25 protein-coding genes are annotated in these 23,057 nt (G+C 71.0%); 9 read left to right on the top strand and 16 right to left on the bottom strand.

Annotation, left to right across the window (positions count from 1 at the left end; genetic code table 11):
• Window positions 1–28 precede the first annotated feature (28 nt).
• From cysS to BCF44_RS14675, 3 genes are all read left to right on the top strand, one after another.
• Complete coding sequence (gene cysS / locus BCF44_RS14685; RefSeq protein ID WP_116174776.1) at window positions 29–1,414, top strand: cysteine--tRNA ligase; 1,386 nt, start codon at window positions 29–31, stop codon at window positions 1,412–1,414.
• Between the two features lie 11 nt (window positions 1,415–1,425).
• Window positions 1,426–2,394 carry a 23S rRNA (guanosine(2251)-2'-O)-methyltransferase RlmB gene (gene rlmB / locus BCF44_RS14680; protein ID WP_116174775.1) on the top strand — a complete coding sequence of 323 codons (969 nt, stop codon included), beginning with the start codon at window positions 1,426–1,428 and terminating at the stop codon, window positions 2,392–2,394.
• A 68-nt stretch (window positions 2,395–2,462) separates the two neighbouring features.
• Window positions 2,463–3,896: an MBOAT family O-acyltransferase gene (locus tag BCF44_RS14675; protein ID WP_116174774.1), complete on the top strand. Its 1,434-nt coding sequence runs from the start codon at window positions 2,463–2,465 to the stop codon at window positions 3,894–3,896.
• Here BCF44_RS14675 and BCF44_RS14670 read toward each other — a convergent pair whose 3' ends face one another.
• Window positions 3,897–4,478 carry a TetR/AcrR family transcriptional regulator gene (locus BCF44_RS14670; protein ID WP_116174773.1) on the bottom strand — a complete coding sequence of 194 codons (582 nt, stop codon included), beginning with the start codon at window positions 4,476–4,478 and terminating at the stop codon, window positions 3,897–3,899. It lies immediately after the preceding gene.
• 81 nt (window positions 4,479–4,559) lie between these two features.
• Here BCF44_RS14670 and BCF44_RS14665 point away from each other — a divergent pair, with 81 nt between their 5' ends.
• Entirely contained in the window at window positions 4,560–5,183 is a 624-nt protein-coding gene (locus tag BCF44_RS14665; RefSeq protein WP_342775597.1) for an NAD(P)-dependent oxidoreductase, read from the top strand.
• A gap of 1 nt (window position 5,184) precedes the next feature.
• Here the strand turns inward: BCF44_RS14665 and BCF44_RS14660 are convergent, their stop codons facing one another.
• Window positions 5,185–5,589 (bottom strand): carboxymuconolactone decarboxylase family protein, encoded by a 405-nt coding sequence (locus tag BCF44_RS14660; RefSeq protein ID WP_116174772.1) that lies wholly within the window; start codon window positions 5,587–5,589, stop codon window positions 5,185–5,187.
• Between the two features lie 40 nt (window positions 5,590–5,629).
• Here BCF44_RS14660 and BCF44_RS14655 point away from each other — a divergent pair, with 40 nt between their 5' ends.
• Entirely contained in the window at window positions 5,630–6,139 is a 510-nt protein-coding gene (locus BCF44_RS14655; RefSeq protein WP_116174771.1) for a hypothetical protein, read from the top strand.
• Here BCF44_RS14655 and BCF44_RS14650 read toward each other — a convergent pair.
• From BCF44_RS14650 to BCF44_RS14600, 11 genes are all read right to left on the bottom strand, one after another.
• A complete protein-coding gene (locus BCF44_RS14650) occupies window positions 6,127–6,618 on the bottom strand; it encodes a class I SAM-dependent methyltransferase (protein WP_116174770.1) in 492 nt (163 codons plus the stop codon). The genes BCF44_RS14655 and BCF44_RS14650 overlap by 13 nt on opposite strands.
• Window positions 6,591–6,923, bottom strand: coding sequence for a class I SAM-dependent methyltransferase (locus tag BCF44_RS14645; RefSeq protein ID WP_116174769.1), 333 nt, complete (start codon window positions 6,921–6,923; stop codon window positions 6,591–6,593). Before BCF44_RS14645 ends, BCF44_RS14650 begins: the two co-directional genes overlap by 28 nt.
• Window positions 6,924–6,957: 34 nt before the next feature.
• Window positions 6,958–7,548, bottom strand: coding sequence for a DUF1707 SHOCT-like domain-containing protein (locus BCF44_RS14640; protein WP_116174768.1), 591 nt, complete (start codon window positions 7,546–7,548; stop codon window positions 6,958–6,960).
• 57 nt (window positions 7,549–7,605) lie between these two features.
• Window positions 7,606–8,484 carry a metal ABC transporter permease gene (locus BCF44_RS14635; RefSeq protein ID WP_116174767.1) on the bottom strand — a complete coding sequence of 293 codons (879 nt, stop codon included), beginning with the start codon at window positions 8,482–8,484 and terminating at the stop codon, window positions 7,606–7,608.
• A gap of 46 nt (window positions 8,485–8,530) precedes the next feature.
• Complete coding sequence (locus tag BCF44_RS14630) at window positions 8,531–9,322, bottom strand: metal ABC transporter ATP-binding protein (RefSeq protein WP_116174946.1); 792 nt, start codon at window positions 9,320–9,322, stop codon at window positions 8,531–8,533.
• Window positions 9,323–9,378: 56 nt separating this feature from the next.
• Window positions 9,379–10,275, bottom strand: coding sequence for a metal ABC transporter solute-binding protein, Zn/Mn family (locus tag BCF44_RS14625; RefSeq protein WP_116174945.1), 897 nt, complete (start codon window positions 10,273–10,275; stop codon window positions 9,379–9,381).
• Window positions 10,276–10,476: 201 nt separating this feature from the next.
• Complete coding sequence (locus tag BCF44_RS14620) at window positions 10,477–11,121, bottom strand: VanZ family protein (RefSeq protein WP_116174766.1); 645 nt, start codon at window positions 11,119–11,121, stop codon at window positions 10,477–10,479.
• 83 nt (window positions 11,122–11,204) lie between these two features.
• Complete coding sequence (locus BCF44_RS14615; RefSeq protein WP_116174765.1) at window positions 11,205–12,305, bottom strand: ABC transporter ATP-binding protein; 1,101 nt, start codon at window positions 12,303–12,305, stop codon at window positions 11,205–11,207.
• A gap of 101 nt (window positions 12,306–12,406) precedes the next feature.
• On the bottom strand, window positions 12,407–13,291 hold the full coding sequence (locus BCF44_RS14610) for a sugar ABC transporter permease (RefSeq protein ID WP_116174764.1): 885 nt from the start codon (window positions 13,289–13,291) through the stop codon (window positions 12,407–12,409).
• Window positions 13,288–14,211 carry a carbohydrate ABC transporter permease gene (locus tag BCF44_RS14605; protein ID WP_379797056.1) on the bottom strand — a complete coding sequence of 308 codons (924 nt, stop codon included), beginning with the start codon at window positions 14,209–14,211 and terminating at the stop codon, window positions 13,288–13,290. Before BCF44_RS14605 ends, BCF44_RS14610 begins: the two co-directional genes overlap by 4 nt.
• Window position 14,212: 1 nt before the next feature.
• Window positions 14,213–15,445, bottom strand: a complete 1,233-nt coding sequence (locus BCF44_RS14600) for an extracellular solute-binding protein (protein ID WP_116174763.1) — start codon at window positions 15,443–15,445, stop codon at window positions 14,213–14,215.
• A 189-nt stretch (window positions 15,446–15,634) separates the two neighbouring features.
• On the opposite strand from BCF44_RS14600, the gene BCF44_RS14595 reads away from it, so the two are divergent.
• Both BCF44_RS14595 and BCF44_RS14590 read left to right on the top strand, forming a co-directional pair.
• Window positions 15,635–16,669, top strand: coding sequence for a LacI family DNA-binding transcriptional regulator (locus BCF44_RS14595; protein ID WP_116174762.1), 1,035 nt, complete (start codon window positions 15,635–15,637; stop codon window positions 16,667–16,669).
• 119 nt (window positions 16,670–16,788) lie between these two features.
• Window positions 16,789–17,889 (top strand): LacI family DNA-binding transcriptional regulator, encoded by a 1,101-nt coding sequence (locus tag BCF44_RS14590; RefSeq protein WP_116174761.1) that lies wholly within the window; start codon window positions 16,789–16,791, stop codon window positions 17,887–17,889.
• Between the two features lie 140 nt (window positions 17,890–18,029).
• On the opposite strand, the gene BCF44_RS14585 is transcribed toward BCF44_RS14590, so the two are convergent.
• From BCF44_RS14585 to BCF44_RS14575, 3 genes are all read right to left on the bottom strand, one after another.
• Entirely contained in the window at window positions 18,030–19,796 is a 1,767-nt protein-coding gene (locus BCF44_RS14585) for a hypothetical protein (protein WP_116174760.1), read from the bottom strand.
• Window positions 19,797–19,937: 141 nt separating this feature from the next.
• Window positions 19,938–20,675, bottom strand: coding sequence for a hypothetical protein (locus BCF44_RS14580; protein WP_147328495.1), 738 nt, complete (start codon window positions 20,673–20,675; stop codon window positions 19,938–19,940).
• 99 nt (window positions 20,676–20,774) lie between these two features.
• Window positions 20,775–21,482 carry a hypothetical protein gene (locus BCF44_RS14575; RefSeq protein ID WP_116174758.1) on the bottom strand — a complete coding sequence of 236 codons (708 nt, stop codon included), beginning with the start codon at window positions 21,480–21,482 and terminating at the stop codon, window positions 20,775–20,777.
• 137 nt (window positions 21,483–21,619) lie between these two features.
• On the opposite strand from BCF44_RS14575, the gene BCF44_RS14570 reads away from it, so the two are divergent.
• Both BCF44_RS14570 and BCF44_RS14565 read left to right on the top strand, forming a co-directional pair.
• Window positions 21,620–22,126 (top strand): beta-class carbonic anhydrase, encoded by a 507-nt coding sequence (locus tag BCF44_RS14570; RefSeq protein WP_116174757.1) that lies wholly within the window; start codon window positions 21,620–21,622, stop codon window positions 22,124–22,126.
• 9 nt (window positions 22,127–22,135) lie between these two features.
• Window positions 22,136–23,008 (top strand): HhH-GPD family protein, encoded by an 873-nt coding sequence (locus tag BCF44_RS14565; RefSeq protein WP_116174756.1) that lies wholly within the window; start codon window positions 22,136–22,138, stop codon window positions 23,006–23,008.
• Window positions 23,009–23,057: the final 49 nt, after the last annotated feature.

The raw sequence follows: 23,057 nt of genomic DNA, 5'->3' as shown, positions 1-23,057 counted from the left end.
GCCATGCGGGGGTGCGTACCATTTGCGTGTGAGCCTTCACCTCCACGACACCGCGACCCGTAGTCTGCGGGCCTTCCAGCCTGCGCGCAGTGGCACCGTGTCGATCTACGAGTGTGGGGCCACAGTGCAGGGCGCGCCGCATCTGGGACACATCCGTGGCGCGGTCAACTTCGACGTTCTCCGGCGCTGGCTCGAGCACGACGGCACCACCGTGCTGCACGTGCGCAACGTCACCGACATCGACGACAAGGTGCTCACCAAGGCCGCCGAGGCCGGTCGCCCCTGGTGGGAGTGGGCGGCCACGAACGAGCGCGCGTTCCTCGACGCCTACGACGTGCTGGGCTGCCTGCCGGCCTCCATCTCGCCGCGGGCCACCGGGCACATCACGCAGATGGTCGAGCTGATGCGGCGGCTGATCGACGCCGGCAAGGCCTACGCCGCCGACGGCGACGTGTACTTCTCGGTCGAGTCCTTCCCCGAGTACGGCGCGCTGTCCGGGCAGCGGCTGGACGAGGTGAAGCAGGGCGAGGGCCCGGTGCTCGGCGGCAAGCGGGACCCGCGCGACTTCACGCTGTGGAAGGGCGCCAAGCCCGGCGAACCGTCCTGGCCGACGCCGTGGGGCGCCGGCCGGCCCGGCTGGCATCTGGAGTGCTCCGCCATGTCCACGTACTACCTGGGCGCGGAGTTCGACATCCACGGCGGCGGGCTGGACCTGGTGTTCCCGCACCACGAGAACGAGCAGGCCCAGTCCCGGGCGGCCGGCGACCCGTTCTCCCGGTACTGGATGCACTGGGCCTGGGTGACCATGAGCGGCGAGAAGATGTCCAAGTCGCTCGGCAACGTCATGTCCATCCCGGCCATGCTGGGCAAGGCCCGGGCCGTCGAGCTGCGGTACTACCTGGTGGGCCCGCACTACCGGTCGACCATCGAGTACTCGGACGCGGCGCTGGACGAGGCCGTGTCGGCGTACGGGCGGATCGAGAACTTCGTGCAGCGCGTCGTCCAGCAGACCGGCTCGGTGGAGCCCGGCGTGCTGTGCGCCGACTTCACCGCCGCGATGGACGACGACCTGGCCACGCCGGCCGCGCTGGCCGCCGTGCACACCGCCGTGCGCGAGGGCAACGTCGCGCTGGACGCCGGCGACCAGGAGGCGGCCCGCGGGGCGGCCGGCTCGGTGCGCGCCATGATGGGCGTGCTGGGGCTGGACCCGTTGTCCGACAAGTGGTCCCGATCGTCCACTGCGGACAACGGCATGCAGCAGGCGCTGGACGTGCTGATCGGCCACCTGCTGGAGGAACGGCAGCGGGCCCGGGCCGAGCGCGACTTCGCGACCGCGGACCTGTTGCGCGACCGGCTTTCCAAGGCCGGCATCACCGTCGAGGACACCCCCGGCGGTCCTAAGTGGAGCTTGTGAGGAACTGACTGATGGCGGGTAACTCCCAGCGGCGTGGCGCCATGCGCAAGACCGGCACCAAGAAGGGCGCCGTCGTCGGCTCGGGTGGCCAGCGGTCGAAGGGCCTGGAGGGCAAGGGTCCGACGCCGAAGGCGTCGGACCGCACCGGGCATCCGGCGCAGCGCAAGGCCAACGCCGCCGCCGCGCGCAAGGAGGACCAGCAGAAGCGGTCCAAGCGGTCGGCCAACAGCGCCGAGACGGTGGCCGGGCGCAACCCGGTCGTCGAGTGTCTGCGGGCCGGCGTGCCGGCCACCGCGCTGTACGTGGCGATCGGCATCGACGCCGACGAACGCGTCGCCGAGTCGATCAAGCTCGCCGGCAACCGGGGCATCTCCGTGCTGGAGGTGGCCCGGGGCGAGCTGGACCGGATCACCGCCGGGGCCATGCACCAGGGGCTCGGGCTCCAGGTGCCGCCGTACTCGTACTCGCACCCCGACGAGCTGCTCAAGCAGGCGCGGGACAGCGGCGAGCCGCCGCTGCTGGTCGCGTTGGACGGCGTGACCGACCCGCGCAACCTCGGCGCCGTCGTGCGCTCCGCCGCCGCGTTCGGCGCGCAGGGCGTGCTGCTGCCGCAGCGCCGCAGCGCCGGTATGACCGCCGTGGCGTGGCGGACCAGCGCCGGCACCGCCGCACGGATGCCGATCGCCGTCGCCACCAACCTCACCCGGACGCTCAAGGACTGGGCGTCGGAGGGGCTGATGGTGATCGGCCTGGACGCCGACGCGACGATCTCCGTGGACGAGCTGGAGCTGGCGACCGGGCCGCTGGTCGTGGTCGTCGGCTCGGAGGGTCGCGGGCTGTCCCGGCTGGTGCGGGAAACGTGCGACCAGACCGTGTCCATCCCGATGGCCGCGGGCGTCGAATCGCTCAACGCCTCCGTCGCCGCCGGGGTCGTGCTGGCCGAAGTGGCACGCCGTCGACGGGTGGCCGGTCGGATCTGAACGTTCGGCCAATCGGCCGCTCGGTCTTGGGTTAGGGTCGACCGTCCGTCCCTGACCCGAGGCCGAGGATGAACTTCGTCAGCCCGCTGTTCCTGTGGTACTTCGTGCCGGTCGTGCTGCTGGCCGTGCTCGCGACGCCACGTGGTTGGCGCAACGGCGTGGTCGCCGTGGCCAGCCTGGTGTTCTACGCCGCGGGGGCCGGGCCGACGACGCTGTTGCTGCTGGGCAGCATGGCCCTGAACTACATGGTCGGCATGCTGCTCGAGGCCGACCGCAGCCGGCTGAGCGCCGGTGACCGCCGCGTCGTGCTGGCCGGGGCGATCGCCGTGAACCTGGCCGCGCTGGTGATCTGGAAGTACGCCGGATTCCTCACCGAGCAGGCCAATGCCCTCGCGAGCCTGTTCGGCGGCGGGGTTCAGGTGGCGCAGATCGCGCTGCCCATCGGCATCTCGTTCTACACGTTCCACCACATCTCGTATCTGGTCGACATCCACCGCGGGGAGCGCAAGGCCGCCCGCAACCCGGTGGCCTTCATCGCGTACATCGCGATGTTCCCGCAGCTGGTGGCCGGGCCGATCGTGCGGTACCGGGAGATCGCCGACCAGCTGCCGCAGAAGCGGTACCACCGGCTCGACGACTTCGCCGCCGGCTTTCCCCGGTTCGCCCTGGGGCTGACCAAGAAGGTCATCGTCGCCGACCAACTCGGGCCGGTCGTCGCCGCCTGCTTCGACACCGCGTCGCCGCAGATGACGTCCGGCATCGCCTGGCTCGGGGCGATCGCGTACACGCTCCAGCTGTACTTCGACTTCTCCGGCTATTCGGACATGGCGATCGGTCTCGGACGCATGCTCGGTTTCCGGCTGCCCGAGAACTTCGCCCGGCCGTACTCGTCGGTCACCATCACCGAGTTCTGGCGGCGGTGGCACATGTCCCTGTCGCGCTGGTTCCGGGACTACGTGTACATCCCGTTGGGCGGCAACAAGCACGGCGAGGCCAAGACGTACCGGAATCTGGCCGTCGTCTTCGTGCTCACCGGCTTCTGGCACGGGGCCAACTGGACCTTCCTGGTGTGGGGCCTCTTCCACGGGGCGCTGCTCGTCGTCGAACGCGGCTTCGGCCTCCGGGCCTCCCCCGAGGTCCCCATCCACCGCCTCCTGCGCCGCATCGGCACCATGCTGCTCGTCGTCGTCGGCTGGGTCTTCTTCCGCGCCCCCGACCTCGGCAAGGCCTTCGTCATGCTCGGGCACATGATCGTCCCCGACTTCGCCGGCCTCGGCGACGTCGTCGGCCCCACCCTCAGCAACCAGCGCACCCTCGTGCTCCTGCTGGCCCTGCTCATCGTGCTCATGCCCGCGCGCCACGCCACCGGCCGCTTCCTCGAGTCCGCCCGCACCCGCCCCGCCGTCGCCCTCCGCGCCGCCGTGATGATCCTCGGCCTCCCCTACGCCGCCATCCTCCTGGCGTCAGGCACCTTCAGCCCGTTCCTGTACTACCAGTTCTGATCAGCCGATTCCGGCGATCACGGTGTCTGCCAACGACTCGGCGAAGGAGTCGGCGTCCTCGATGTCCTCCACGAAGTGGCCGAGAAAGGCCTGTTGGAAGCAGGCGCCGATGAGTAGGGCGGAGGCGGCGCGGACGTTGGCGGAGGCCGGGACGCGGCCGAGGTTCTGTTCGGCGGCAAGGTAATCGGCAACGGCGTCGCGTACGCGGTGGGGGCCGGCGTCCTGGGCGCGGAGGGCGGCGCGGTGGGCGGCGAAGAGGGAAGGCTCGGCGAACAAAGACGCAGCCATGGGGAAGGTGTGGCCGTAGAAGGCCAGCGCGGCGCGGGCGATGTCGGTGAGGTGCTGACGGACGGTGTCGGTGCCGGCCCGGGAGCGGAGGCCGGCGAGCAGGACGGTGAGCTCGCCGGGGGTGCGCTCGGCGAGCACGGCCAGGAACAGCTCGGTCTTGTCCCGGAAGTGCTTGTACAGGGCGGCTTCCGAGAAGCCGGCGGCTCGGGCGATCTCCTTGGTGGTGGCATGCGCAAGCCCGCGGGCGCGCATGACCTCGGCCGCGGCGTCGACCATCCGGTCCCGAGTGCTCACCGAGCCTCCAACGCTTGACAGGTGAGTAAGTGCTCACCAACTATAGCGGTTGGTGAGTACTCACCAACCGAGGGAAGGCGAATGATGCTGATCACCCTGTTCGGCGCGACCGGCGGCACCGGGCGGCAGTTCCTGGACCAGGCGACCAAGGCCGGTCACGAGGTCACGGCGGTGGTGCGCGACCCGGCCGCGCTCGAGGCGAAGGACGTGGCCAAGGGGGATGTGATGGACCCGGCGGCGATCGCGCCGTTCATCGACGGCCGGCACGCGGTGGTGACGGCGATCGGATCACGCGACGCCCGCCGGCCGACGACCGTGCAGACGGACAGCACAGCCAGCATCGTCGAGGCGATGCGCGCGACGGGCGTCCGCCGGCTGATCGTGGTGAGCAACAGCGGCATGGTCACCGACGGCGACGGCCCGCTGACGAAGACCCTGGTCAAGCCGATCCTGCGGCGCATCCTCGTGCACGGCTGGACCGACATGCGGCACATGGAGGACGTGGTGACGGCCAGCGGCCTGGACTGGACGATCATCCGACCGCCGATGCTGACGAACGGCCCGCTCACCGGCGCCTACCGCAGCCAGCTGGGCCGCAACGTCCGCGGCGGCAGCCGGATCTCCCGCGCGAACGTCGCCGACAGCATCCTGCGCAGCCTCGCCGACGACGCCACGGTCCGGGCCACGGTGTCGATCGCGAACTGACTCAGGTCACGGGCAGCAGGCCGCGCTCGGCGAAGACCTCCTTGGCCACGGCGGTCGCATTCAGGGCACGGGGAAAACCGCAGTAGCCGGCGGCCTGGAGCATCGCCTCGACGATCTCGGCCGGCGTGAGCCCGACGTTGAGCGAGGTGTTGACGTGCACCCGCAGCTGCGGCTCGCAGCCGCCGAGCGCGGTCAGCATGCCGATGGTCACGAGCTGCCGGTCCCGCGGCGGCAGCTGCGGCCGGGAGTAGATCTCGCCGAAACCCCAGGCCACCGTCTGGTGCGCGAGTTCGGGCGAGACGTCGGCGAGCGACTCCACGACCGCCGGCCCGATGCCCCCGCTGACCTCGTTGAGCAGTGCCATCCCCCGGTCGAACCGGGCCTGTCGATCATCGTGCTCGGTCATAGGCCCACCATACGACGTCACCCATTAGGATCATGCGGTGATGGCGTTCGACGGTCACGTCTGGATTCACGACGGCCAGCTCTATCTCAGCGGAGACCCCCACGGCGGCCCCGACTGGGACCGCTGCTTCACCGCGAACCCGGTCGGCATCGTCGGTGTGTACGGCGGCGAGGCGATCCTGCTCACCGGCCTGCACACCGGCCACGTCGGCATGCGGGTGGACGTCGCCGCGGCCGATCCCGGCGCGAACCTGCTCGACTACGAGGACGTGGTGGAGATCGACTTCGCGCCGACCGAGGACGAGTTGCACCTGGTGGAGTGGGCCGGCGAGGACAGCCACCCGCTGGGCGCGCTGCCGGCCGGCCCCGGCAACCACCGATTGCGTTACCACGCAAGGGGAATGGACGCCGGGCACGACCTGGACACGGCCGACGAGCACGACGGCGAACCGGTCGACTCCTACCTGGTGCAGGTGTGGCCGGCCCGCCCGTCGCTGCCGGCGACGCTCAAGCTGACCAGCGCCTACGCCCGGAGCTGTCAGGCCGGCTGACCCTTGCGCGCCACGGTGAGCAGGTGCGAGGAGACGCCGAGCACGCTGGGTTCGGTCTCGGCCAGCCGCAGCGCCCACAGCAGCCGCTCGCGGCGCTCGGGGTCGGCCAGCCGGGCCTCCACCTCGTCGTCGGACAGCGCCCGCGCGCTGCCTTCGATGGCGAACACCTGTGGCGCAAGGAATCCCGCGTCCGCCGCCTCCTGGACGGACTCCTCCGGGCGGTGGAAGTACGTGTGGGTGAACCAGTTGAACGGCCGGTCCTCGGGCGGACGGTGGTGCCCGTCGACCACAGTGGACGTCACGATGTCCCGGAACTCCTGATACCGGAACAGATCTCGGTACAGGCCGTCGTGGAACGAGGAGAAGCGGGAGATGGTCGCGGCGGCGACGTGCCCACCGGGCTTGAGAACCCGCCGCGCCTCGCGCCAGGCCGCCAGCCGGTCCTCGACGGTCAGCAGGTGGTACAGCGGCCCGCACATGAGGACGAGTCGTACGACTCGTCGGCCGCGTCCAGCTTGCGCGCGTCGCCGAGAACCGCCGTCACGCCGGGGATTTCCGCCGCGCGGCCGACGTGCAGCGGCACGGGGTCGACCAGGTCGACGTCGTAACCGAGCTCGGCCAGCCAGCGCGCGTGCACCCCGGTGCCATCACCGACGTCCACAATGGACGCCGGTGCGGGCGGTAGATGGCGCCGCACAAGTTCCTTGGTGCGCACCAGCTCCAGCAGCCCGACCCCCTGGCCGAGCCGCCCGTCTTCTTCGTCCCGCTCGTAATAGGCCCGCATGTGACGACGGTAGCGAACGGGACGAGCGAATATCTCAGTCCGCGTAACGGATCTTGATGTCGCCCGCGCTCACGCTGCCCTCGACGTGCAGCACCGGCAGGTGCGGGTCACCGGGCGAGGTGATCTTGTTGGTCAGCCGGCCGCTGCCCACGGACACCGACTCCACCACCACGGTCCAGCCGTGCGGCACCAGCACCTTGATGTTGCCCCAGCCGCACTCGGCGTGCAGCCACACGTCGCGGTGCCGGCAGATCGCCTCGCTGAAGTCGATCTTCACGTTGCCCATCGAGCAGCGGGCGTTGATCCGGGCCGGCACGGTCCACTCGCCGACCTGGTTCACGTTGCCCATGCCCGCGTTGAGCTCCAGCGGACGCTCGGTGTCGACCGCCGCCCGCGAGGTCAGGGCCACGGTGCCGTTCTGCACGGCGGCGGGCAGGTCGGCCAGGATCGCGGTCAGCTCCCCGCGCACCTTGGCCGACGCGGCGATCGCGCTGCGCTCGCCGAACTCGTCGATGGTGATCATGCCCTGGTCCAGCGCGTCCTGGAGCAGCGAGCCCGCCCGCTCGCGCTCGGCGTTGGACACTCTGAGATTGGCCGGGTCGATCGAGGCGATCTCGTCAGTCATGGTTCAACGCTAGTACGGAACGACTGGCGTTCCATTAGGGAAAGCCCCGATCAGGGGTCAGGGAGTCCCCGCCCCTACGGCCAGGTGGGCGGACGCCATGCCGCGCCCGCTGCCGATGCGCCGCGCCCGCAACACGCCGACGAGCCGGCACACCAGGTAGATGAGGAAGGAGATGGCCGTGACGAACGCGCTCACCGGCTTGCCCGGCACCAGCGACAGCACGATGCCGCCGAGCACCGCCAGCTCCGCGAACACGATCGACAGCACGGTGGCCACCAGCGGCGACGCCGTCACCCGCGACGCCGCAGCCGCCGGCGTGATCATCAACGACAGCACCAGCAGCGAGCCGACGGTCTGCACGCCCAGCGCCGTCGCCACGCCGACCAGCACCGCGAACACCGGCGACAGCACCCGCAGCGGCACCCCGCGCGCGGCGGCCACCTCGGCGTCCACGCTGGCGAACAGCAGCGGCCGGTAGATGAAAGCGAGCACCACCAGCACGCCGACCGCCGCGCTGACCAGCAGCACCAGGCTGCCCGGGTCGACGCTGGCGATCTGCCCGATGAGCAGTCCGAACTTGTTGGCGGAGTTGCCCTCGTAGAAGGACAGCAGCAGCACGCCGACGCCCAGCCCGAACGCCAGCACCGCGCCGATCACCGAGTCGTGTTCCGACACCTTGCGGGTGAGCAGCCCGAGGATCACCGCCGCGACGACCGCGCCGATCAACGAGCCGTAGCCGACGTTGATCCCGGCCAGCAGCGCCGCAGCGCCGCCGGTCAACGCCAGCTCGCTGGTGCCGTGCACGGAGAAGGCCATGTTGCGGGTGACGATCAGCGGCCCGAGCACGCCGGCCAGCACGCCGAGCACGGCGGCGGCCACCAGGGCGGTGCCGACGAAGGGAAGCAGAAGGAGGGTGGTGGAGATGTAGTCGGACATCAGGGCCGCACCTCCGGATGCACGGCGAGGGTGAGCTTGTCCGGCATCAGGGCCGCACCTCGGCTGTGGGCTCGGGGCAGTGGTGGGCCTCCTGGTGCGCGCCGACCACCACGATCTGGCCGCGCACGCGCAGCACGTCGACGGGCGTCCGGTACAGCTCGGACAGGTTCTCGGACGTCATCACCTCGTCCGGCGGCCCGATCCGGAACCGGCCGTTGACCAGGTAGAGCACCCGGTCCACCAGCGGCAGCACCGGATTGATCTCGTGCGTCACGAACAGCACCGCGGTGCCGGCGGTGCGCCGGCGGGCGTCGATCAGGTCGCTGACGACCCGCTGGTGGGCGAGGTCCAGCGACAGCAGCGGCTCGTCGCACAGCAGCAGCTCGGGGTCGCCGACCAGGGCCTGGGCGACCCGCAGCCGCTGCTGCTCGCCGCCGGAGAGCAGCCCGACCGGGTGATCCGCGTAGTCGCTGGCGCCGACCTCGGCCAGCACGGCGTCGACCTTGCGCCGGCGTTCGGCCCGCCCGCGCAGGCCGAGGCCCCAGCGGTGGCCGTCGAGGCCGAGTCCGACGAGGTCACGGGCGCGCAGCGTGAGGTTGGCGTCGATGGCCCGCTGCTGCGGGATGTACCCGAGCTTGTGGTTGGCCTTGCCGGGCGCGTGCCCGGCGATCGTCACGGTGCCGGCCGACAGCGGCTGCTGGCCGAGCAGCACCCGCAGCATGCTGGTCTTGCCGGAGCCGTTGGGGCCGAGCACGGCCAGGAACTCGCCGGGCCTGATGTCCAGGTCGAGGCCGTCCCACAGCACGCGGCTGCCGTACGCGAGCCGCGCGGAACGCATGCGCAGCGCCGCCGCCGGCGCGTTGACCGGGGCGGCGTCGACGAGCGCGTCCGCCGTCACTGCTTCACGAGCGCTTTCGATAGGGCGTCGACCTCCTTGCCGATCCAACCAACGTAGTCGGTCGTGCCGGCGGGCAGCGTCTCGGTCACGTCCACGACGGGGATGTTGGCCGCGGCGGCCTTCGCCTTGAGCTGGTTGGTCACGTCGGTCTCGGTCTGGGCGTTGTTCACCAGCGCGTCGACCTGGTGGTTCTGGATGAGCGCGGTAGCCGCGGCGACGGCCGCGACGGGGATGTCGGTGCCGCCCTCGACGGCCTTCTCGAACGCCTCGGGCGTGGCGTCGGAGACGTTGCCGGCGGCCAGCAGGTAGTTGGCGACGGGCTCGGTGACCACGGCCTTCTTGCCGGCGGGCAGCTTGCCGAGCTGGGCGATCAGGCCGTCGATCTTGGCGTCGAACGCCTTGGCGTTGGCGTCGAAGGTGGCCTTCCTGCCCGCGTCGATGTTGCCCAGGTCCTCGGCGATCTTGTCGGCGACCTTCTTCACGGTGGGCAGGTCGTAGAAGACGTGCTCGTTGGTGTCGTCGGTCTTGGTCTTGCCGGACACGTCGAACGCCACCACGCTCGGCTTGCCCGCGCCGACCGTGGACACCGCCTTGGCGAAGAAGTCGTCGTAGCCGATTCCGTTGGAGACCAGCAGCTGCGCGCCGGCGACGGCGGCGGTGTCGGTGGGCTTGATCTCGTAGTCGTGGGGGTCCTTGGTCGGGTCGTCGATGATCGACGTGACGGCGACGTCGTCGCCGCCGACCGCCCGGACCACGCTGCCCCACACGTCCGTGGACGCGACCACCTTGATCTTGCCGTCGGCCGGGGCGGCCGAGCCGTTGCCGCACGCGGCGGCGGTCATCGCCGCCATGGCCACCACGGCCGCTCCGGCCCATCGGAAACGGACGGTCATCAGCACACCCCTCGACAGCGTGAAGATCTAACAATGGAAACCGTTGTCGTGTGCAGCCTAGGTGAGAAAAGTGATCAACTTCCCCGTTGGAGTGAAAATCGTTATCACCTGGACGAGTGATCTGACCCGCCGGACACGACGAACCGGCAGGTCGAGGGCCTGCCGGTGCGCCGGGGTGTGTTCTTCGCCGCAGTCGGGCGGTTACGGCCTGCGCCACGCCCCGGAGGCCGCGGTCGGCCGGCCGAGCGGCACGGTCTCGTGATCGGGCACCACCCGGGCCGGGACGGAGGCCCAGAGCGGCGGCGGCGGACCGACCGGCGCGGCCTCGCGCCGCAGCTGCCGCCGATTACGGCCGAAGGCCAGCAGGAGCAGCCAGCCGGCCAGGGTGCCAAGCGCGGCGCCGACGCTGTTGTTCAGGAAGTCCTGGCCGTCGCAGACGCCCAGCTCGAAGACGGCCTGGCTGATCTCGATGCCGGCGCTGACCGAGGCACAGCCCAGCGCCACCAGCAGCGGCCGCTTGGTCGCCAGCACGCCGAAGAAGGCCAGCGGCATCAGCATCACGAAGTTGAGCATCGCCCCGCTGCCGGCCACGGAGAACACGCCCGGCACGCACACGAGCAGCGGGTCGCCGAGCAGCACGCCGCCCCAGTACGGCCGCACCAGCGTCACCGACAGGGCCAGCGCCAGGCTGACGCCGGCCAGCACGGAGGCGATCCGGCCCCAGCGGAACACCTGCGCCGCCAGCAGCGCCAACGCCCCCAGGACGAGGCCGCCGAGCAGCAGGGCAGCCGTGACGTCGGGCCTCGACGTGAGGTAGTCGAAGCCATCCCGGTAGAGGTCGCGCATATCCGGTCAGACGACGACCTGGTCACCCCGGTTGCGCGTGTGGCCCGCCCGGACGAGCCGGGCGGGCCACACGAGTCAGCGGATCAGACTTCCAGGCGGGCGCCGCTCTCCGGGTGGAACAGGTGCACCTCGCTGGTGTCGCGGACCGCGACCTTGACGTTCTGCCCGAACGCCGGCGGCGTGCGGCCGTCGACGCGGACGATGAACCGCTCCGGCTGGCCGCCGATGCGCACCGAGCCGTAGACGTACGCGTCGGCGCCGAGCTCCTCGACCAGCTCGACGGTCAGCTCCATGCCCGGCTCGTCGCCGGAGGCCAGGCGCAGCGTCTCGGGCCGGACGCCGAAGGTGACCTCCTTGAGGCCCTCGGACGACGCCTTGTCCAGCGCGGCCCTGGTCAGCGGCACGGTCAGGCCGTCCAGCTGGGCGCCCTCGGCGGACAGCGGAACCGTCTTGAGGTTCATCGCGGGCGAGCCGATGAAGCCGGCGACGAACGCGTTGGCCGGGCGGTCGTACAGCTCGCGCGGGGAGGCGCACTGCTGGAGCAGGCCGTCCTTGAGCACGGCGACCCGGTCGCCCATGGTCATGGCCTCGACCTGGTCGTGCGTGACGTAGATGGTGGTCGTGCCCAGCCGCTGCTGGAGGGCGGCGATGTTGGCGCGGGTCTCGACGCGGAGCTTGGCGTCGAGGTTGGACAGCGGCTCGTCCATCAGGAAGACGGAGGGCTCGCGCACGATGGCGCGGCCCATCGCGACGCGCTGGCGCTGACCGCCGGACAGGGCCTTCGGCTTGCGGTCCAGGTACTTGGTCAGGTCCAGCATCTTGGCCGCCTCGGCGACCTTGTCCTTGATCTCCTGCTTGGGCGTTCCGCGCAGCTTGAGCGCGAAGCCCATGTTCTCCGCGACCGTCATGTGCGGGTAGAGCGCGTAGGACTGGAACACCATGGCGATGTCGCGGCCCTTCGGCGGCACGTTGGTGACGTCCTTGCCGCCGATCTTGATGGCCCCCTCGTCAACGTCCTCCAGGCCGGCGAGCATGCGCAGGGCGGTGGACTTTCCCGAGCCGGACGGCCCGACCAGCACCAGGAACTCACCGTCGGCGACGTCGAGTTCCAGCTGGTCGACCGCGCGCACCGGCGGGTTCCCGGCGAACACCCGGGAGGCACTGACGTAGGCGACCTCGGCCATGTGTGGTCCCTTTCACTGCGAACGTGTGACGACAAAGTAACCCGAGAAAGCGTTTACGTCAGCCCCTCGACGGACCCCGACTACGCACCGTTTCTGAATCGTCACCCCTTGACCGCCCCGGCGGCCAGTCCGGCGACCAGGAATCGCTGGACCAGGTAGAACACCGCGACCGCGGGGATCGCTACGAGTATCGACGCGGCGGCCAGGTGGCCCCACTCGACGCGGTTCTGTTGCACGAACACCTGGAGCCCGACGGCCAGCGTCTTGGACTCGTCCGAAGCGCTCAGGAAGGCCGAGGCGAACGCGACCTCGCCCCAGGCGGTGAGGAACGCGTAGAACGCCGTCACCGCCAGCCCCGGCCGGGCCAGCGGCAGCACCAGCCGCCAGAACACGCCGAACGGCGACAGCCCGTCCACCCGCCCCGACTCGTCGATGTCGGCCGGGATGGTGTCGAAGTACCCCTTCAACATGTACGTGCAGAACGGCACGGAGGTGGTGCAGTAGACCAGCACCAGCCCGATGCTCGTGCCCTGGAGCCCGAGCGTGAGCAGCACGTTGAACAGCGGCACGATCAGCACCGCGAACGGGAACATCTGCACCACCAGGAACGACAGCAACAGCTTGCGGCTGCCCGGAAAACGGAAGCGGCTGACGGCGTACCCGGTGGTGGCCGACAGGAACACGGCGATCACCGTGGTGAGCAGCGCGATCTCCACGGAGTTGGCGACCCAGGCCAGGAAGTCGCCCTGCTGCCCGGAAAGCACGTCTCCGTAGTTGGCCAGCGACGACTCGTCGAACAGCCGGATCGTCGGCGCGACGGCCCGGCCGTCCGGCTTGAACGACGTCACCAGCACCCAGAAGACCGGGAACACCGCGATCAGCGACGCCAGCACCAGTGCCGCGTGCAGGCCGACGCTGCGCGCCCGGGATCTCTTGTGCCGCACCGGAATGTTGACAACGGGAGCCTGAAGGGTCTCGATGCTCACGCGAACGCCTCCTGACGACGCAGCGCCCGCCGGTAGAACGTGGCGAACACCAGCAGCACGGACAGGATCAGCACGCCGTACGTGGACGCCACGGCGTAGTCCCGGGACGCGCCGGAGAAGAACCGCTCGAACGCGTACGTGACGAGGATCCGGGTGTTCGGGTTCGCGGCCGGCCCGGTCACCAGGTAGATCACCGGGAACATGTTGAAGGTCCAGATGATGCCGAGCAGCACCACCGTGCCGGACACCGACCGCAGCCCCGGCAGCGTCACGTCGCGGAACCGCTGCCACGGCGTCGCCCCGTCCACCTCGGCCGCCTCGTACAGGTCGGCCGGGATGGACTGGAGGCCGCCGAGCAGCGCCAGCATCATGAACGGCACGCCCACCCAGACGTTGACGATGACGACCGCGACCAGCGCGAGATCGGTCTGCCCCAGCCACACCGGCTGGCCCAGCCCGAGCGCCCCGAGCAGCTGGTTGATCACGCCGAACTGGCTGTTGAACATGAACTTCCAGGCGAACGCGCTGATGAACACCGGCACCGCCCACGGCAGGATCAGCAGCACCCGGTACAGCGACCGCAGCCGCATCGGCCGGTTCAGCAGCAGCGCCAGCCCGAGGCCGACGCCGTACGTCAGCACCACGCACGAGGCCGTCCAGATCACCGTGCGCACCAGCGTGCCCCAGAACGCGCCGTAGCTGCCGTCGCCGGAGAGCACGTTGAGGTAGTTGCGCAGCCCGACGAAGGAGTAGCTGGCCGGGCGGTCCAGCACCGGGTTGGCGATGCTGGACTCGTTGATGTCGGTGAGGGTGAACCAGATGCCTTGCGCCAGCGGATAGAGCACCAGCACCGCGAGCACCACGACCACCGGCGCGACCATCGCGTACGCGTACCAGTGGCGTTGCAGGGAGCGTCGCACGTCAGCCCGCCGCGTAGTCGGTGACGACCTGGTCCTTGTATGTCTTCGCGACCTCGTCCAGCGCCGTCTTGGCGTCCTTCTGGCCGGACAGCACGTATGCGTAGTCGATCTTGAGCTGGTCGAACAGCTGCGCGCCCGCCGGCACCCACGGCCGCGGATGCGCCTGCTTGATCGCCGGCTCGAAGGCCGTGACCGTCGGCTGCGACTTCACGTCCGGGCTGTCGTAGGCGGACTTGCGCGTCGGCAGCAGGCCGAGTTGCTTGGAGATGGACACCTGCGCGTCGGTCGCGCTCATGCACTGGATCAGCTTCACCGACGACGCCTTGGCCTTGGTTCCTTGCCGCACGACGTAGTCCTGGCCGCCGATGGGGCCGCTGCCCTTGCCGGCGGTCACCCCGGGCAGCACCGCCACGCCCAAATTGGCCGGGTCCTTGAAGGCATCGCCCTTGAGCAGGTCCACCACCGACCACGGGCCGTCGATCTCCATCGCGACCTGGCCGGCGGAGAACGCCGCCTTCATGTTGTTGTACGAGTTGGCCTGGTCCAGCGCGGTGGTCGCGGCCTTGGCGTCCAGCAGGCCCTTCGCGGTCTGCAACGCCTGCACGTTCCGCGCCGAGTTCACCACGATCTTCTTGTTCGGCACGTCGAGCAGGTCGCCGCCGGCGCCGTAGATGAAGGGCAGCGCGTAGTAGGCGTCGTTGTTGAGGAAGATGGCGTTGGGGCCGCCCAGTTTCGGCGCGTCGGTCTTGAGCTCGTCCCAGGTGGCCGGCGGCTGCACGCCCGCGTCCGTGAGCTTCTTCTTGTTGTACAGCAAGGCAAGCGTGTCGGTGACCTGCGGCACCGCGTAGGTCTTCCCGTTGTACTTGGTGGATCCCAGGGGCCCGTCGAGGTAGTCGGACGTGTCCGTGACGGCGTCCGACAGGTCGGCGATCAGGCCGTTCTGGGCCAACTGGGCGACCCAGCCGACGTCCGAGCGCAGCACGTCCGGGCCCTGCCCGCCCTGCGCGGCCGTCTTGTAGTTGGCCAGCGCCTGGTCGAAGGAGACCTGCTGGACGTCGACCGAGTAGCCGCCCTTGGCCGCGCAGTCCTTGGCTGCCTTGTCGAACACCGGGTGCTCGTTGGGGCCGCTGGTGTCCCAGAAGACGACCTTGCCGGAGTCCGTGCCGGAGCTCGCGCCGCCGCCGCAGGCCGTGAGTAACAGCGCGCCGGCGATCACGAGGGCTGTGCGTCGCATGATTGCTGTCCGTCCCCTCCTGGTTACCCTGCAAAGTTTTGCCACGGATTTCACGCAGGTGAACGGGACTCCGGCAAGGTGACCGTCGTGATCGCACCGTAATGGCGCAGTGACTCGGCGCGGTCGTTGCAAAAGCTTTCCGGCACGGGCAGGCTTCCCCCGACACGCCCTGACCACAGGAGGACGCGGGTGCCCGGTCTGGCCGAGATCGCGAAGATCGCCGGCGTCAGCGTCTCGACCGTGAGCCGGGTGATCAACCGCCGCGCCGGCGTGAACGAGGAGACCCGGCAGCGCGTGCTGGCGGCGCTGTCCGACCTGCCGTACTCGCCCCGCGGACTGGGCGCGCTGCAGCGCACCGGCGTGATCGGACTGCTGCTGCCGGAACTGTCCAACCCGGTGTTCCCGGCCTTCGCCGAGGCGCTGGAGACCCGCGCGGCGGCCGCCGGCTACTCCTCGCTGCTGTGCAACACGCGGTCGGCCGGCATGCGCGAGGAGGAGTACGTGCGCATGGTGCTGGCGCGCGGCGTGGAGGGGATGATCTTCGTGTCGCCGGCGATCACCAACTCCCCGCCCGGCGAGGCCCCCGCGGCCGCCTACTACACCCGGCTGGTCGCCGACGGCGTGCGGATGGTGTTCATCAACGGCGCCGTCCCCGCCCTGGACGTCGCCGACATCGCCGTGGACGAGCAGCTCGCCGGCTACCTCGCCACGTCGCACCTGATCGAGCTCGGGCACACCCGGATCGGCTTCGTCAGCGGGCCGGCGCGGGCGCTGCCGTCCCGGCTCAAGCGGGCCGGCTGGGCCGCGGCGCTGGAGGAGAACGGCCACCCCGCGCCGCCCGAGCTGGTCGCGCACGGCCCGTTCGAGCCGGAGGGCGGGGCCGCCGCGCTCGGGCAGCTGCTCGACACCGTCACCCCGACCGCGGTGATCTGCTCGTCGGACCAGATGGCCATCGGGGCGCTGCGGGAGGCCGCCCGGCGCGGGCTGTGCGTGCCGGCGCAACTCTCCGTAGTCGGTTTCGACGACATCCCGTTCGCCGCCCACAGCACCCCCGCGCTGACGACTGTGGCGCAGCCCATCAGTGAGATGTCCGCCGCAGCCGTGGACGAGCTCGTGCAGCGTCTGGCCCCCGATTCCCGGCACGAGCCGTCGGCGTCGCACACCCGGCTGTTCCGGCCAAGACTGGTGGTCAGAGAGTCGTCGGGACCGATTCCGAGGGCGTGACTTGGTCCAAACCAAGGTTGCTTAACGGGAAAGACCACTTGACGTGCCGGGATAGTGCTTCAGGGGGACACGCGCCCACCCGGCTTCACGAATTGGTTCTTGACCGTTACGGTCACTCCATGGCGCGGTCAATGCATGTGCGACGGCCGGCGACGCTGGCATCCCTCGCCGCTGAGCTGGGCGTTTCGCGGACAACGGTGTCCAACGCATACAACCGGCCGGACCAGCTCTCGCCGGAGCTGCGGCGGCGGGTGTTGGAGACGGCGAGGAGGCTGGGCTACCCGGGTCCCGACCCGGTGGCGCGGTCGCTGCGTACCCGCAAGGCGGGCGCGGTGGGGCTGCTGCTCACCGAGAACCTGTCCTACGCGTTCCGCGACCCGGCGGCGGTCGGCTTCCTGGAGGGTCTCGCGCTCGCGTGCGAGGACGCCGGCCAGGGCCTGCTCCTGGTGCCGGCGAATCCGGAACGGGAGGACGTCGCCGCGGTGCACCGCGCCGGCGTCGACGGCTTCGTCGTCTATTCGGTGCCCGACGACGACCCGCACCTCGCGGCGGTCCTCGAACGGCCGGTGCCGACGGTGGTGTGCGACCAGCCCGAGCTGGACACCGTGGACCGGGTCGGCATCGATGACCGGGCCGCCATCACCCAGGTCGCGGACCACCTGATCGAGCTGGGCCACCGGCGGGTCGGCGTGGTGTGCATGCGGCTGGCGCGGGACCGCAACGACGACTTCGTCAACGCCGAGCGGCAGCACAACGCGCACTTCCACGTGCAGCGGGCCCGGCTGGAGGCGCTGGCCACCGCGTTCACCTCGGCCAACGTGGACTGGACGACCATCCCCGTGGTCGAGCGCTTCGACCACAACATCGCCTCCGGCGCATCCGCCGCGGCCCAGCTGCTGGACCGGGATCCCCAGGTCACGGCGCTGATCTGCACCTCGGACATCCTCGCGCTGGGCGCGCTGGCCGAGGCCCGGCGGCGGGGGCTGCGGGTGCCGCAGGACCTGACCATCACCGGCTTCGACGGCATCCAGGAGAGCGAGCGGGCCGGGCTGACCACCGTCCGCCAGCCCGTACTGGAGAAGGGTCGCGCCGCCGGCAAGCTGCTGGTCAACGCCGCCGACCACAACCGGCCGCGGACCGTGACGCTGTCCACCGAGCTGGTCATCGGCACCACCTCCGCGCCGCCGCGGATCACCGAGGAGCGGTGGTTCGGTCCCTGATATCCGGCAACAGCTGCTAGGCCCTGCCGCGGAGTCGCGAGGTCGCGACGAAGGGGCCGAGCCGCGCGCGGCACGCGTGCCATAGAAACGGCCCCTGCCTTCGCGCGGAAGGCAGGGGCCGTTTTCGTGGGGTTACTTACTCAGATGCCGTTGATCGGCAGCCGCGGGGCGTGGCCGAGAAGGCCGCCCAGAACCGCGGGCGTGCTGGGCAGACCCGGCACGAGGGAGCGAGCAGAGTCGTCGGTCGGCATGGCCGGGGCGAACTCCGGGCCGAGCTCGGGGACGCCGTGGATGCCGTTCACGCTGGCGCCCGGCAGGCCGTTGCCCAGGGCGGGCAGCTTGGCCAGGGCGGAGCCGACCAGCGGCAGCTGCGGGAGGTCGCGCTGCTGGGTGGGGAGCACGTTCAGCGGCAGCTTCGGCAGGGCCGGCAGGTCACGCTCGGTGCCGGCGACGCCCAGCAGGCCCTGGAGCGGCAGCGTGTTCAGCAGATCCAGACCCGGCAGCGAACGGCCAGCCGGCACCGGCAGCAGACCGGCCAGCGGCAGAGCCGGCAGGCCGGACAGGCCCGGCAGGGCGGGGAGGTCGCGACCGGCGACGGAGCCCAGCGGGGTGCTGGCCAGCAGCGCGGCGAGCGGGGTGTTGGTGAGCAGGCCCTGCACCATCTCCAGGCCCGGCAGCGCCGGCAGCGAACGACCAGCCGGCACCGGCAGCAGACCAACCAGCGGCAGAGCCGGCAGACCCGGCAGGTCACGCTCAGTGCCGGCAACACCCAGCAGACCCTGGAGCGGCAGCGTGTTCAGCAGATCCAAGCCCGGCAGCGAACGACCAGCCGGCACCGGCAGCAGACCAGCCAGCGGCAGAGCCGGCAGACCCGGCAGGTCACGCTCAGTGCCGGCAACACCCAGCAGACCCTGGAGCGGCAGCGTGTTCAGCAGATCCAAGCCCGGCAGCGAACGACCAGCCGGCACCGGCAGCAGACCAGCCAGCGGCAGAGCCGGCAGACCCGGCAGGTCACGCTCAGTGCCGGCAACACCCAGCAGACCCTGGAGCGGCAGCGTGTTCAGCAGGTCCAAGCCCGGCAGCGAACGACCAGCCGGCACCGGCAGCAGGCCGGCGAGCGGCAGCTGGGGCAGGCCCGGCAGCGAACGCTGAGCGCCCACCGGCAGCAGGCCGGCCAGCGGGAGCTGCGGCAGGGCCAGGCCCGGCAGCGAACGGCCGGCGGGCACGCCCGGCAGGTTGAGCGGCAGCTTCGGCAGCGCCGGCACGGCCGGCAGCGAGCGCTGGTCGTCGCCGAGCGGCAGCGCCGGCACCGACGGCAACTGGGCCGGGTCGGACAGCTGGGTCAGCTCGGACACGTTGGACAGGTCCGGCACCTTGGTCAGGCTGTGCAACCCACCGGTCGGCACGGCGCCGCTGTAGGTGAGGTTCGGCAGCGAGCGCTCGGTGCTGAGGTTGGGCAGCAGGGCGATCGGCAGGCCGGAGCCCACGTTCGGCACCTTCGGCAGCTGCTGGAGCTGCGGCAGGTCGGAGATGGCGATGTGGCTGGGGTCGATGGACCGCTGGTCGTCGCCGCCGAGGGACGGCAGGGCGGGCAGGCCGGGCAGCGCCGGCTTGGGCAGGTCGGTGCCGTTGAGCTGCACGTTGCTCAGGGAGAGGCTGCTGCCGCCGAGGTCGGACGGGTCGAGCGAGCGCTGCGACTGGCCGATCGGCATGGTCGGCAGCTGGATCTGGCTGGTGTCCGGCAGCGGCGGCAGGCCCTTGTGGCCGACGATGTCGGTCAGGCGCAGCGCGGTGTCCGCGACACCGGTCGGGTCGCCGAGCGCCGCGGCGGCGTTGCCGGCGGTCATCGCCAGCACGCCACCGGCGAGCAGGGCGGCCGGAATTCCGCGCCTCATCCAGGTACGCATGGGAAATGTTCTCCTTGTCGAATTCCCGGGTCACGGGAGTACACGGGTGATCCCACGAAATACGGATTCGGGGCAGGGATCACCCAGAAATGGGGATGAAGAGAAAAGAGGGTGGAGCGGACCGTTCGCGCGAGCGGCGAATCAGTCGGGGGTGATGCCGGGCTGACGGCGCGCGGTCATCGGAACGCAGCGCGACGGCGCGTGCGTGGGCATGGCGGGAGCGGCGGCCGGCACTCCGGCGAAGCCGTCGCCGAGGCAGGCGCCGCCGCCGTTGGACGGACCGTCGTGGCCGCAGGCGCCGCCGGGCAGCGCGCCGAACGGCACGGCCTCGGACGACTTGGGCAGGCCGCCCGGCCGCATCGGCGCGGCCGGCGTCGTGCCCAGGCCGACCTGCGGACGCGCGGCGGCGGCCGGGTCGGGGTCGGCGACGACCCGGTCCACGGCCGGCGCCGCCTCGGCGCGGTGCCGCGCCGAAGATCCGTCGGCGGGAGTGAAGGTCCTGGTCACGACCGGGTCGACCGACTCGGCGGCACCGGCCTGCGCCAGCTCGCCGAGCCGCTGCTCGACCAGGATCACCGGGGCCACCAGGTGCGGCACCGGGACCTGAAGGGCCGGCACGGCGGGCGCGGCGGCCGGCAGCGCCTGCGCCGCCGCCTTCGCGTCCTGGCCGATGTGCACGGTGTGGGTGACGGAGTTGTCGATCACGTACCCCGCGGTGGACACCAGCCCGGAGACCGGGCTCTCCTCCGCGGCCGACGCCGTCGCCGAGGACAGCAGCCACGCCAGCGCGGTGCCGGCGAGCACGCCGCCGATCAGCACCAGGGCGCGCAGCAGCGTCGACCGGAAACGGTCAACTCCCGCCGCTGCCTGCTCGTCCATGACCGGAAACGGATCCTTTCGAACGACTTCCCGTGGATCCACACCGTACTGGATCGGCATTGGGGAATAGTGCGTCCAGCCGTTACACCATTGGGCGAATCACGTGAGCTTGAACGGCGTCGGCCGACTCGTCAGGTTACCCAGCTTTCCGACCACCGTGTAATCGCCGGCCGGCAGCAGCGCCCCGCTGGGCGCGCAGTTCGGCGACGAGGTGCGGCCGGCCCAGGCGATGCTGAACGTGGCCTGCTCGCCGGGCTGGAGCAGCCGGGTGTCCGGGTCCTGCTTGTAGTAGCAGTCGGAGCTGGACCACAGCCGGGTGCTGGCGTCCGCGGTGAGCACGACCAGCTCCCGCAGCTGACGGGTGACCTCCCGGTTGCAGGCGACCTTGCCGGAGTTGGTGACCACCAGCGTGAGCAGCGGGGCCTGACCGACCCGGTAGCTGGGCTGCGCGATGCGCGCCTCGACGGTGATCGAGGCGTCCGGGCACGGCCCGGGCGGGGGCGGCGGTGGGGGCGGCCCGGTCGTGGTGGTGGTCGTCGGCGGCGCGGGCGAGGCCGACGAGGACGAGGAGGCCCCGGCCGGCGTGATCGTGCCGCTGGTGGGCGGCGAGGAGGTGAGCCGCTTGGCCGAGGTCGTCACCACGTTCTGCCTGTTGGCCACCCCCTGTGGATCGGCCTGTGAGCCGCCGCCGAGCCAGCCTGAGATGATCACCGCGAGCAGCACCACGGCCAGGACCGAGCCGGCGAGCGCGACCACCCGGCGACGCCAGTACACCGACGGGTCGAGCGGTCCGGTTGGCTCGATCATGCACCGACGGTAACGCCGCCGGCACCGAGGGCCAGGGATTCTGGCGGTCACCCAATCCGGTTGTGTCTTTGGTCAATTGCCCTTGTCAGGCGTGCCCCGACCAGGTGCCATAGAGATCAGAGGCAGGGAGGTGCGACATGACCGCCATCGACGAGTTGCTCGAACGCAATGCCGCACTGGTCGACCGGACCCGCGGGGACCGGTCCTCGGCCAGCCCATCGCTGCACATCGCGGTGCTCACGTGCATGGACGCCCGGATCCGGGTGTTCGAGCTGTTCGGCCTTCAGCAGGGCGAGGCGCACGTGCTGCGCAACGGCGGCGGCGTGGTGACCGACGACGTCATCCGCTCGCTGGCGCTGAGCCAGCGCAAGCTGGGCACGCGGGAGATCATGGTCGTGCAGCACACCTCGTGTGGGCTGTCGATGACCACCGACGACGAGTTCAAGGACGAGCTGGAGGCCGACACCGGCCTGCGGCCGACCTGGGCCGTCGAGGCGTTCAAGGAGGTCAAGGACAGCGTCCGGACCTCGATGGCCCGCCTGCGGCACAGCGTGTTCCTGCCGCACAAGGAGAGCATCCGCGGCTTCGTCTACGACGTGCACAACGGTGCCCTGCACGAGGTGTTGTCACCCGGCCAGGGATAATCGGGGGCGATGGTTGCCGCCGACACACTGCTGAGCTGGTTCGACGACACGGCGCGTGATCTGCCCTGGCGTCGTCCCGAATGCACCGCCTGGGGCGTGCTGGTCAGTGAGATCATGCTCCAGCAGACGCCGGTCTCCCGCGTGGAGCCGATCTGGCACGAGTGGATGGCGCGCTGGCCGGTGCCGTCCGCGCTGGCCGCCGCCAGCCAGGGCGAGGTCGTCCGGGCGTGGGGAAAGCTCGGCTACCCACGGCGGGCGCTGCGCCTGCACGAGGCCGCGTCGGCCATCGCCCTCAAGCATGACGACGTCGTGCCCGACGACGTGGACACCCTGCTGGCGCTGCCCGGCATCGGCGCGTACACCGCTCGCGCCGTCGCCGCCTTCGCCTACGGCAAGCGGTGTCCCGTCGTCGACACCAACGTCCGGCGGGTCGTCGCCCGGGCCGTGCACGGCGCCGGCGACGCCGGTCCCCCGTCGACCACCCGAGACATGGCCGACGTCGAGGCCCTGCTGCCCGCCACCGATGCCGCCGCCGCGCGCTACTCCGCCGCGTTGATGGAGCTCGGCGCGTTGATCTGCACCGCGCGGACGCCCCGGTGCGCGGACTGCCCGGTGTTCGACACCTGTGCCTGGCAGCTCGCCGGCCGCCCCGCGTACAACGGGCCGGTCAAGGCCGTGCAGAAGTTCGCCGGCACCGACCGCCAGGTGCGGGGTCGGCTGCTCGACGTGCTCCGCGGCGCCCCCGGACCGGTCGCCCGGCCGCTGCTCGACGCCGCGTGGTCCGACGCCGGCCAGCGCGACCGATGCCTGGACTCGCTGCTCGTGGACGGACTGATCGAGCAGACCGACGCCGGCCTGTTCGCCCTGCCGGGTGAGCACTGACGGGTGAGCGCCGGCGCTCCCGTTTGCCGGGTTCCCGGCCAGCCCGCAC

This window comes from Kutzneria buriramensis (assembly GCF_003387475.1).
Classification (GTDB): domain Bacteria; phylum Actinomycetota; class Actinomycetes; order Mycobacteriales; family Pseudonocardiaceae; genus Kutzneria; species Kutzneria buriramensis.
This window is presented reverse-complemented; position numbering and strand designations above follow the sequence as displayed.

What these genes read in the sequence shown, in the direction of transcription:
- rlmB (WP_116174775.1), top strand. Translation starts at nt 1,426, where the DNA reads ATGGCGGGTAACTCCCAGCGGCGTGGCGCCATGCGCAAGACCGGCACC.
- BCF44_RS14585 (WP_116174760.1), bottom strand. Translation starts at nt 19,796, where the DNA reads ATGCGTACCTGGATGAGGCGCGGAATTCCGGCCGCCCTGCTCGCCGGT.
- BCF44_RS14620 (WP_116174766.1), bottom strand. Translation starts at nt 11,121, where the DNA reads ATGCGCGACCTCTACCGGGATGGCTTCGACTACCTCACGTCGAGGCCC.
- BCF44_RS14580 (WP_147328495.1), bottom strand. Translation starts at nt 20,675, where the DNA reads ATGGACGAGCAGGCAGCGGCGGGAGTTGACCGTTTCCGGTCGACGCTG.
- BCF44_RS14665 (WP_342775597.1), top strand. Translation starts at nt 4,560, where the DNA reads ATGATGCTGATCACCCTGTTCGGCGCGACCGGCGGCACCGGGCGGCAG.
- BCF44_RS14635 (WP_116174767.1), bottom strand. Translation starts at nt 8,484, where the DNA reads ATGTCCGACTACATCTCCACCACCCTCCTTCTGCTTCCCTTCGTCGGC.
- BCF44_RS14600 (WP_116174763.1), bottom strand. Translation starts at nt 15,445, where the DNA reads ATGCGACGCACAGCCCTCGTGATCGCCGGCGCGCTGTTACTCACGGCC.
- BCF44_RS14645 (WP_116174769.1), bottom strand. Translation starts at nt 6,923, where the DNA reads ATGCGGGCCTATTACGAGCGGGACGAAGAAGACGGGCGGCTCGGCCAG.
- BCF44_RS14565 (WP_116174756.1), top strand. Translation starts at nt 22,136, where the DNA reads ATGGTTGCCGCCGACACACTGCTGAGCTGGTTCGACGACACGGCGCGT.
- BCF44_RS14660 (WP_116174772.1), bottom strand. Translation starts at nt 5,589, where the DNA reads ATGACCGAGCACGATGATCGACAGGCCCGGTTCGACCGGGGGATGGCA.
- BCF44_RS14640 (WP_116174768.1), bottom strand. Translation starts at nt 7,548, where the DNA reads ATGACTGACGAGATCGCCTCGATCGACCCGGCCAATCTCAGAGTGTCC.
- BCF44_RS14655 (WP_116174771.1), top strand. Translation starts at nt 5,630, where the DNA reads ATGGCGTTCGACGGTCACGTCTGGATTCACGACGGCCAGCTCTATCTC.
- BCF44_RS14570 (WP_116174757.1), top strand. Translation starts at nt 21,620, where the DNA reads ATGACCGCCATCGACGAGTTGCTCGAACGCAATGCCGCACTGGTCGAC.
- BCF44_RS14575 (WP_116174758.1), bottom strand. Translation starts at nt 21,482, where the DNA reads ATGATCGAGCCAACCGGACCGCTCGACCCGTCGGTGTACTGGCGTCGC.
- BCF44_RS14590 (WP_116174761.1), top strand. Translation starts at nt 16,789, where the DNA reads ATGGCGCGGTCAATGCATGTGCGACGGCCGGCGACGCTGGCATCCCTC.
- BCF44_RS14650 (WP_116174770.1), bottom strand. Translation starts at nt 6,618, where the DNA reads ATGTGCGGGCCGCTGTACCACCTGCTGACCGTCGAGGACCGGCTGGCG.
- BCF44_RS14675 (WP_116174774.1), top strand. Translation starts at nt 2,463, where the DNA reads ATGAACTTCGTCAGCCCGCTGTTCCTGTGGTACTTCGTGCCGGTCGTG.
- BCF44_RS14630 (WP_116174946.1), bottom strand. Translation starts at nt 9,322, where the DNA reads ATGCGTTCCGCGCGGCTCGCGTACGGCAGCCGCGTGCTGTGGGACGGC.
- BCF44_RS14615 (WP_116174765.1), bottom strand. Translation starts at nt 12,305, where the DNA reads ATGGCCGAGGTCGCCTACGTCAGTGCCTCCCGGGTGTTCGCCGGGAAC.
- BCF44_RS14625 (WP_116174945.1), bottom strand. Translation starts at nt 10,275, where the DNA reads ATGACCGTCCGTTTCCGATGGGCCGGAGCGGCCGTGGTGGCCATGGCG.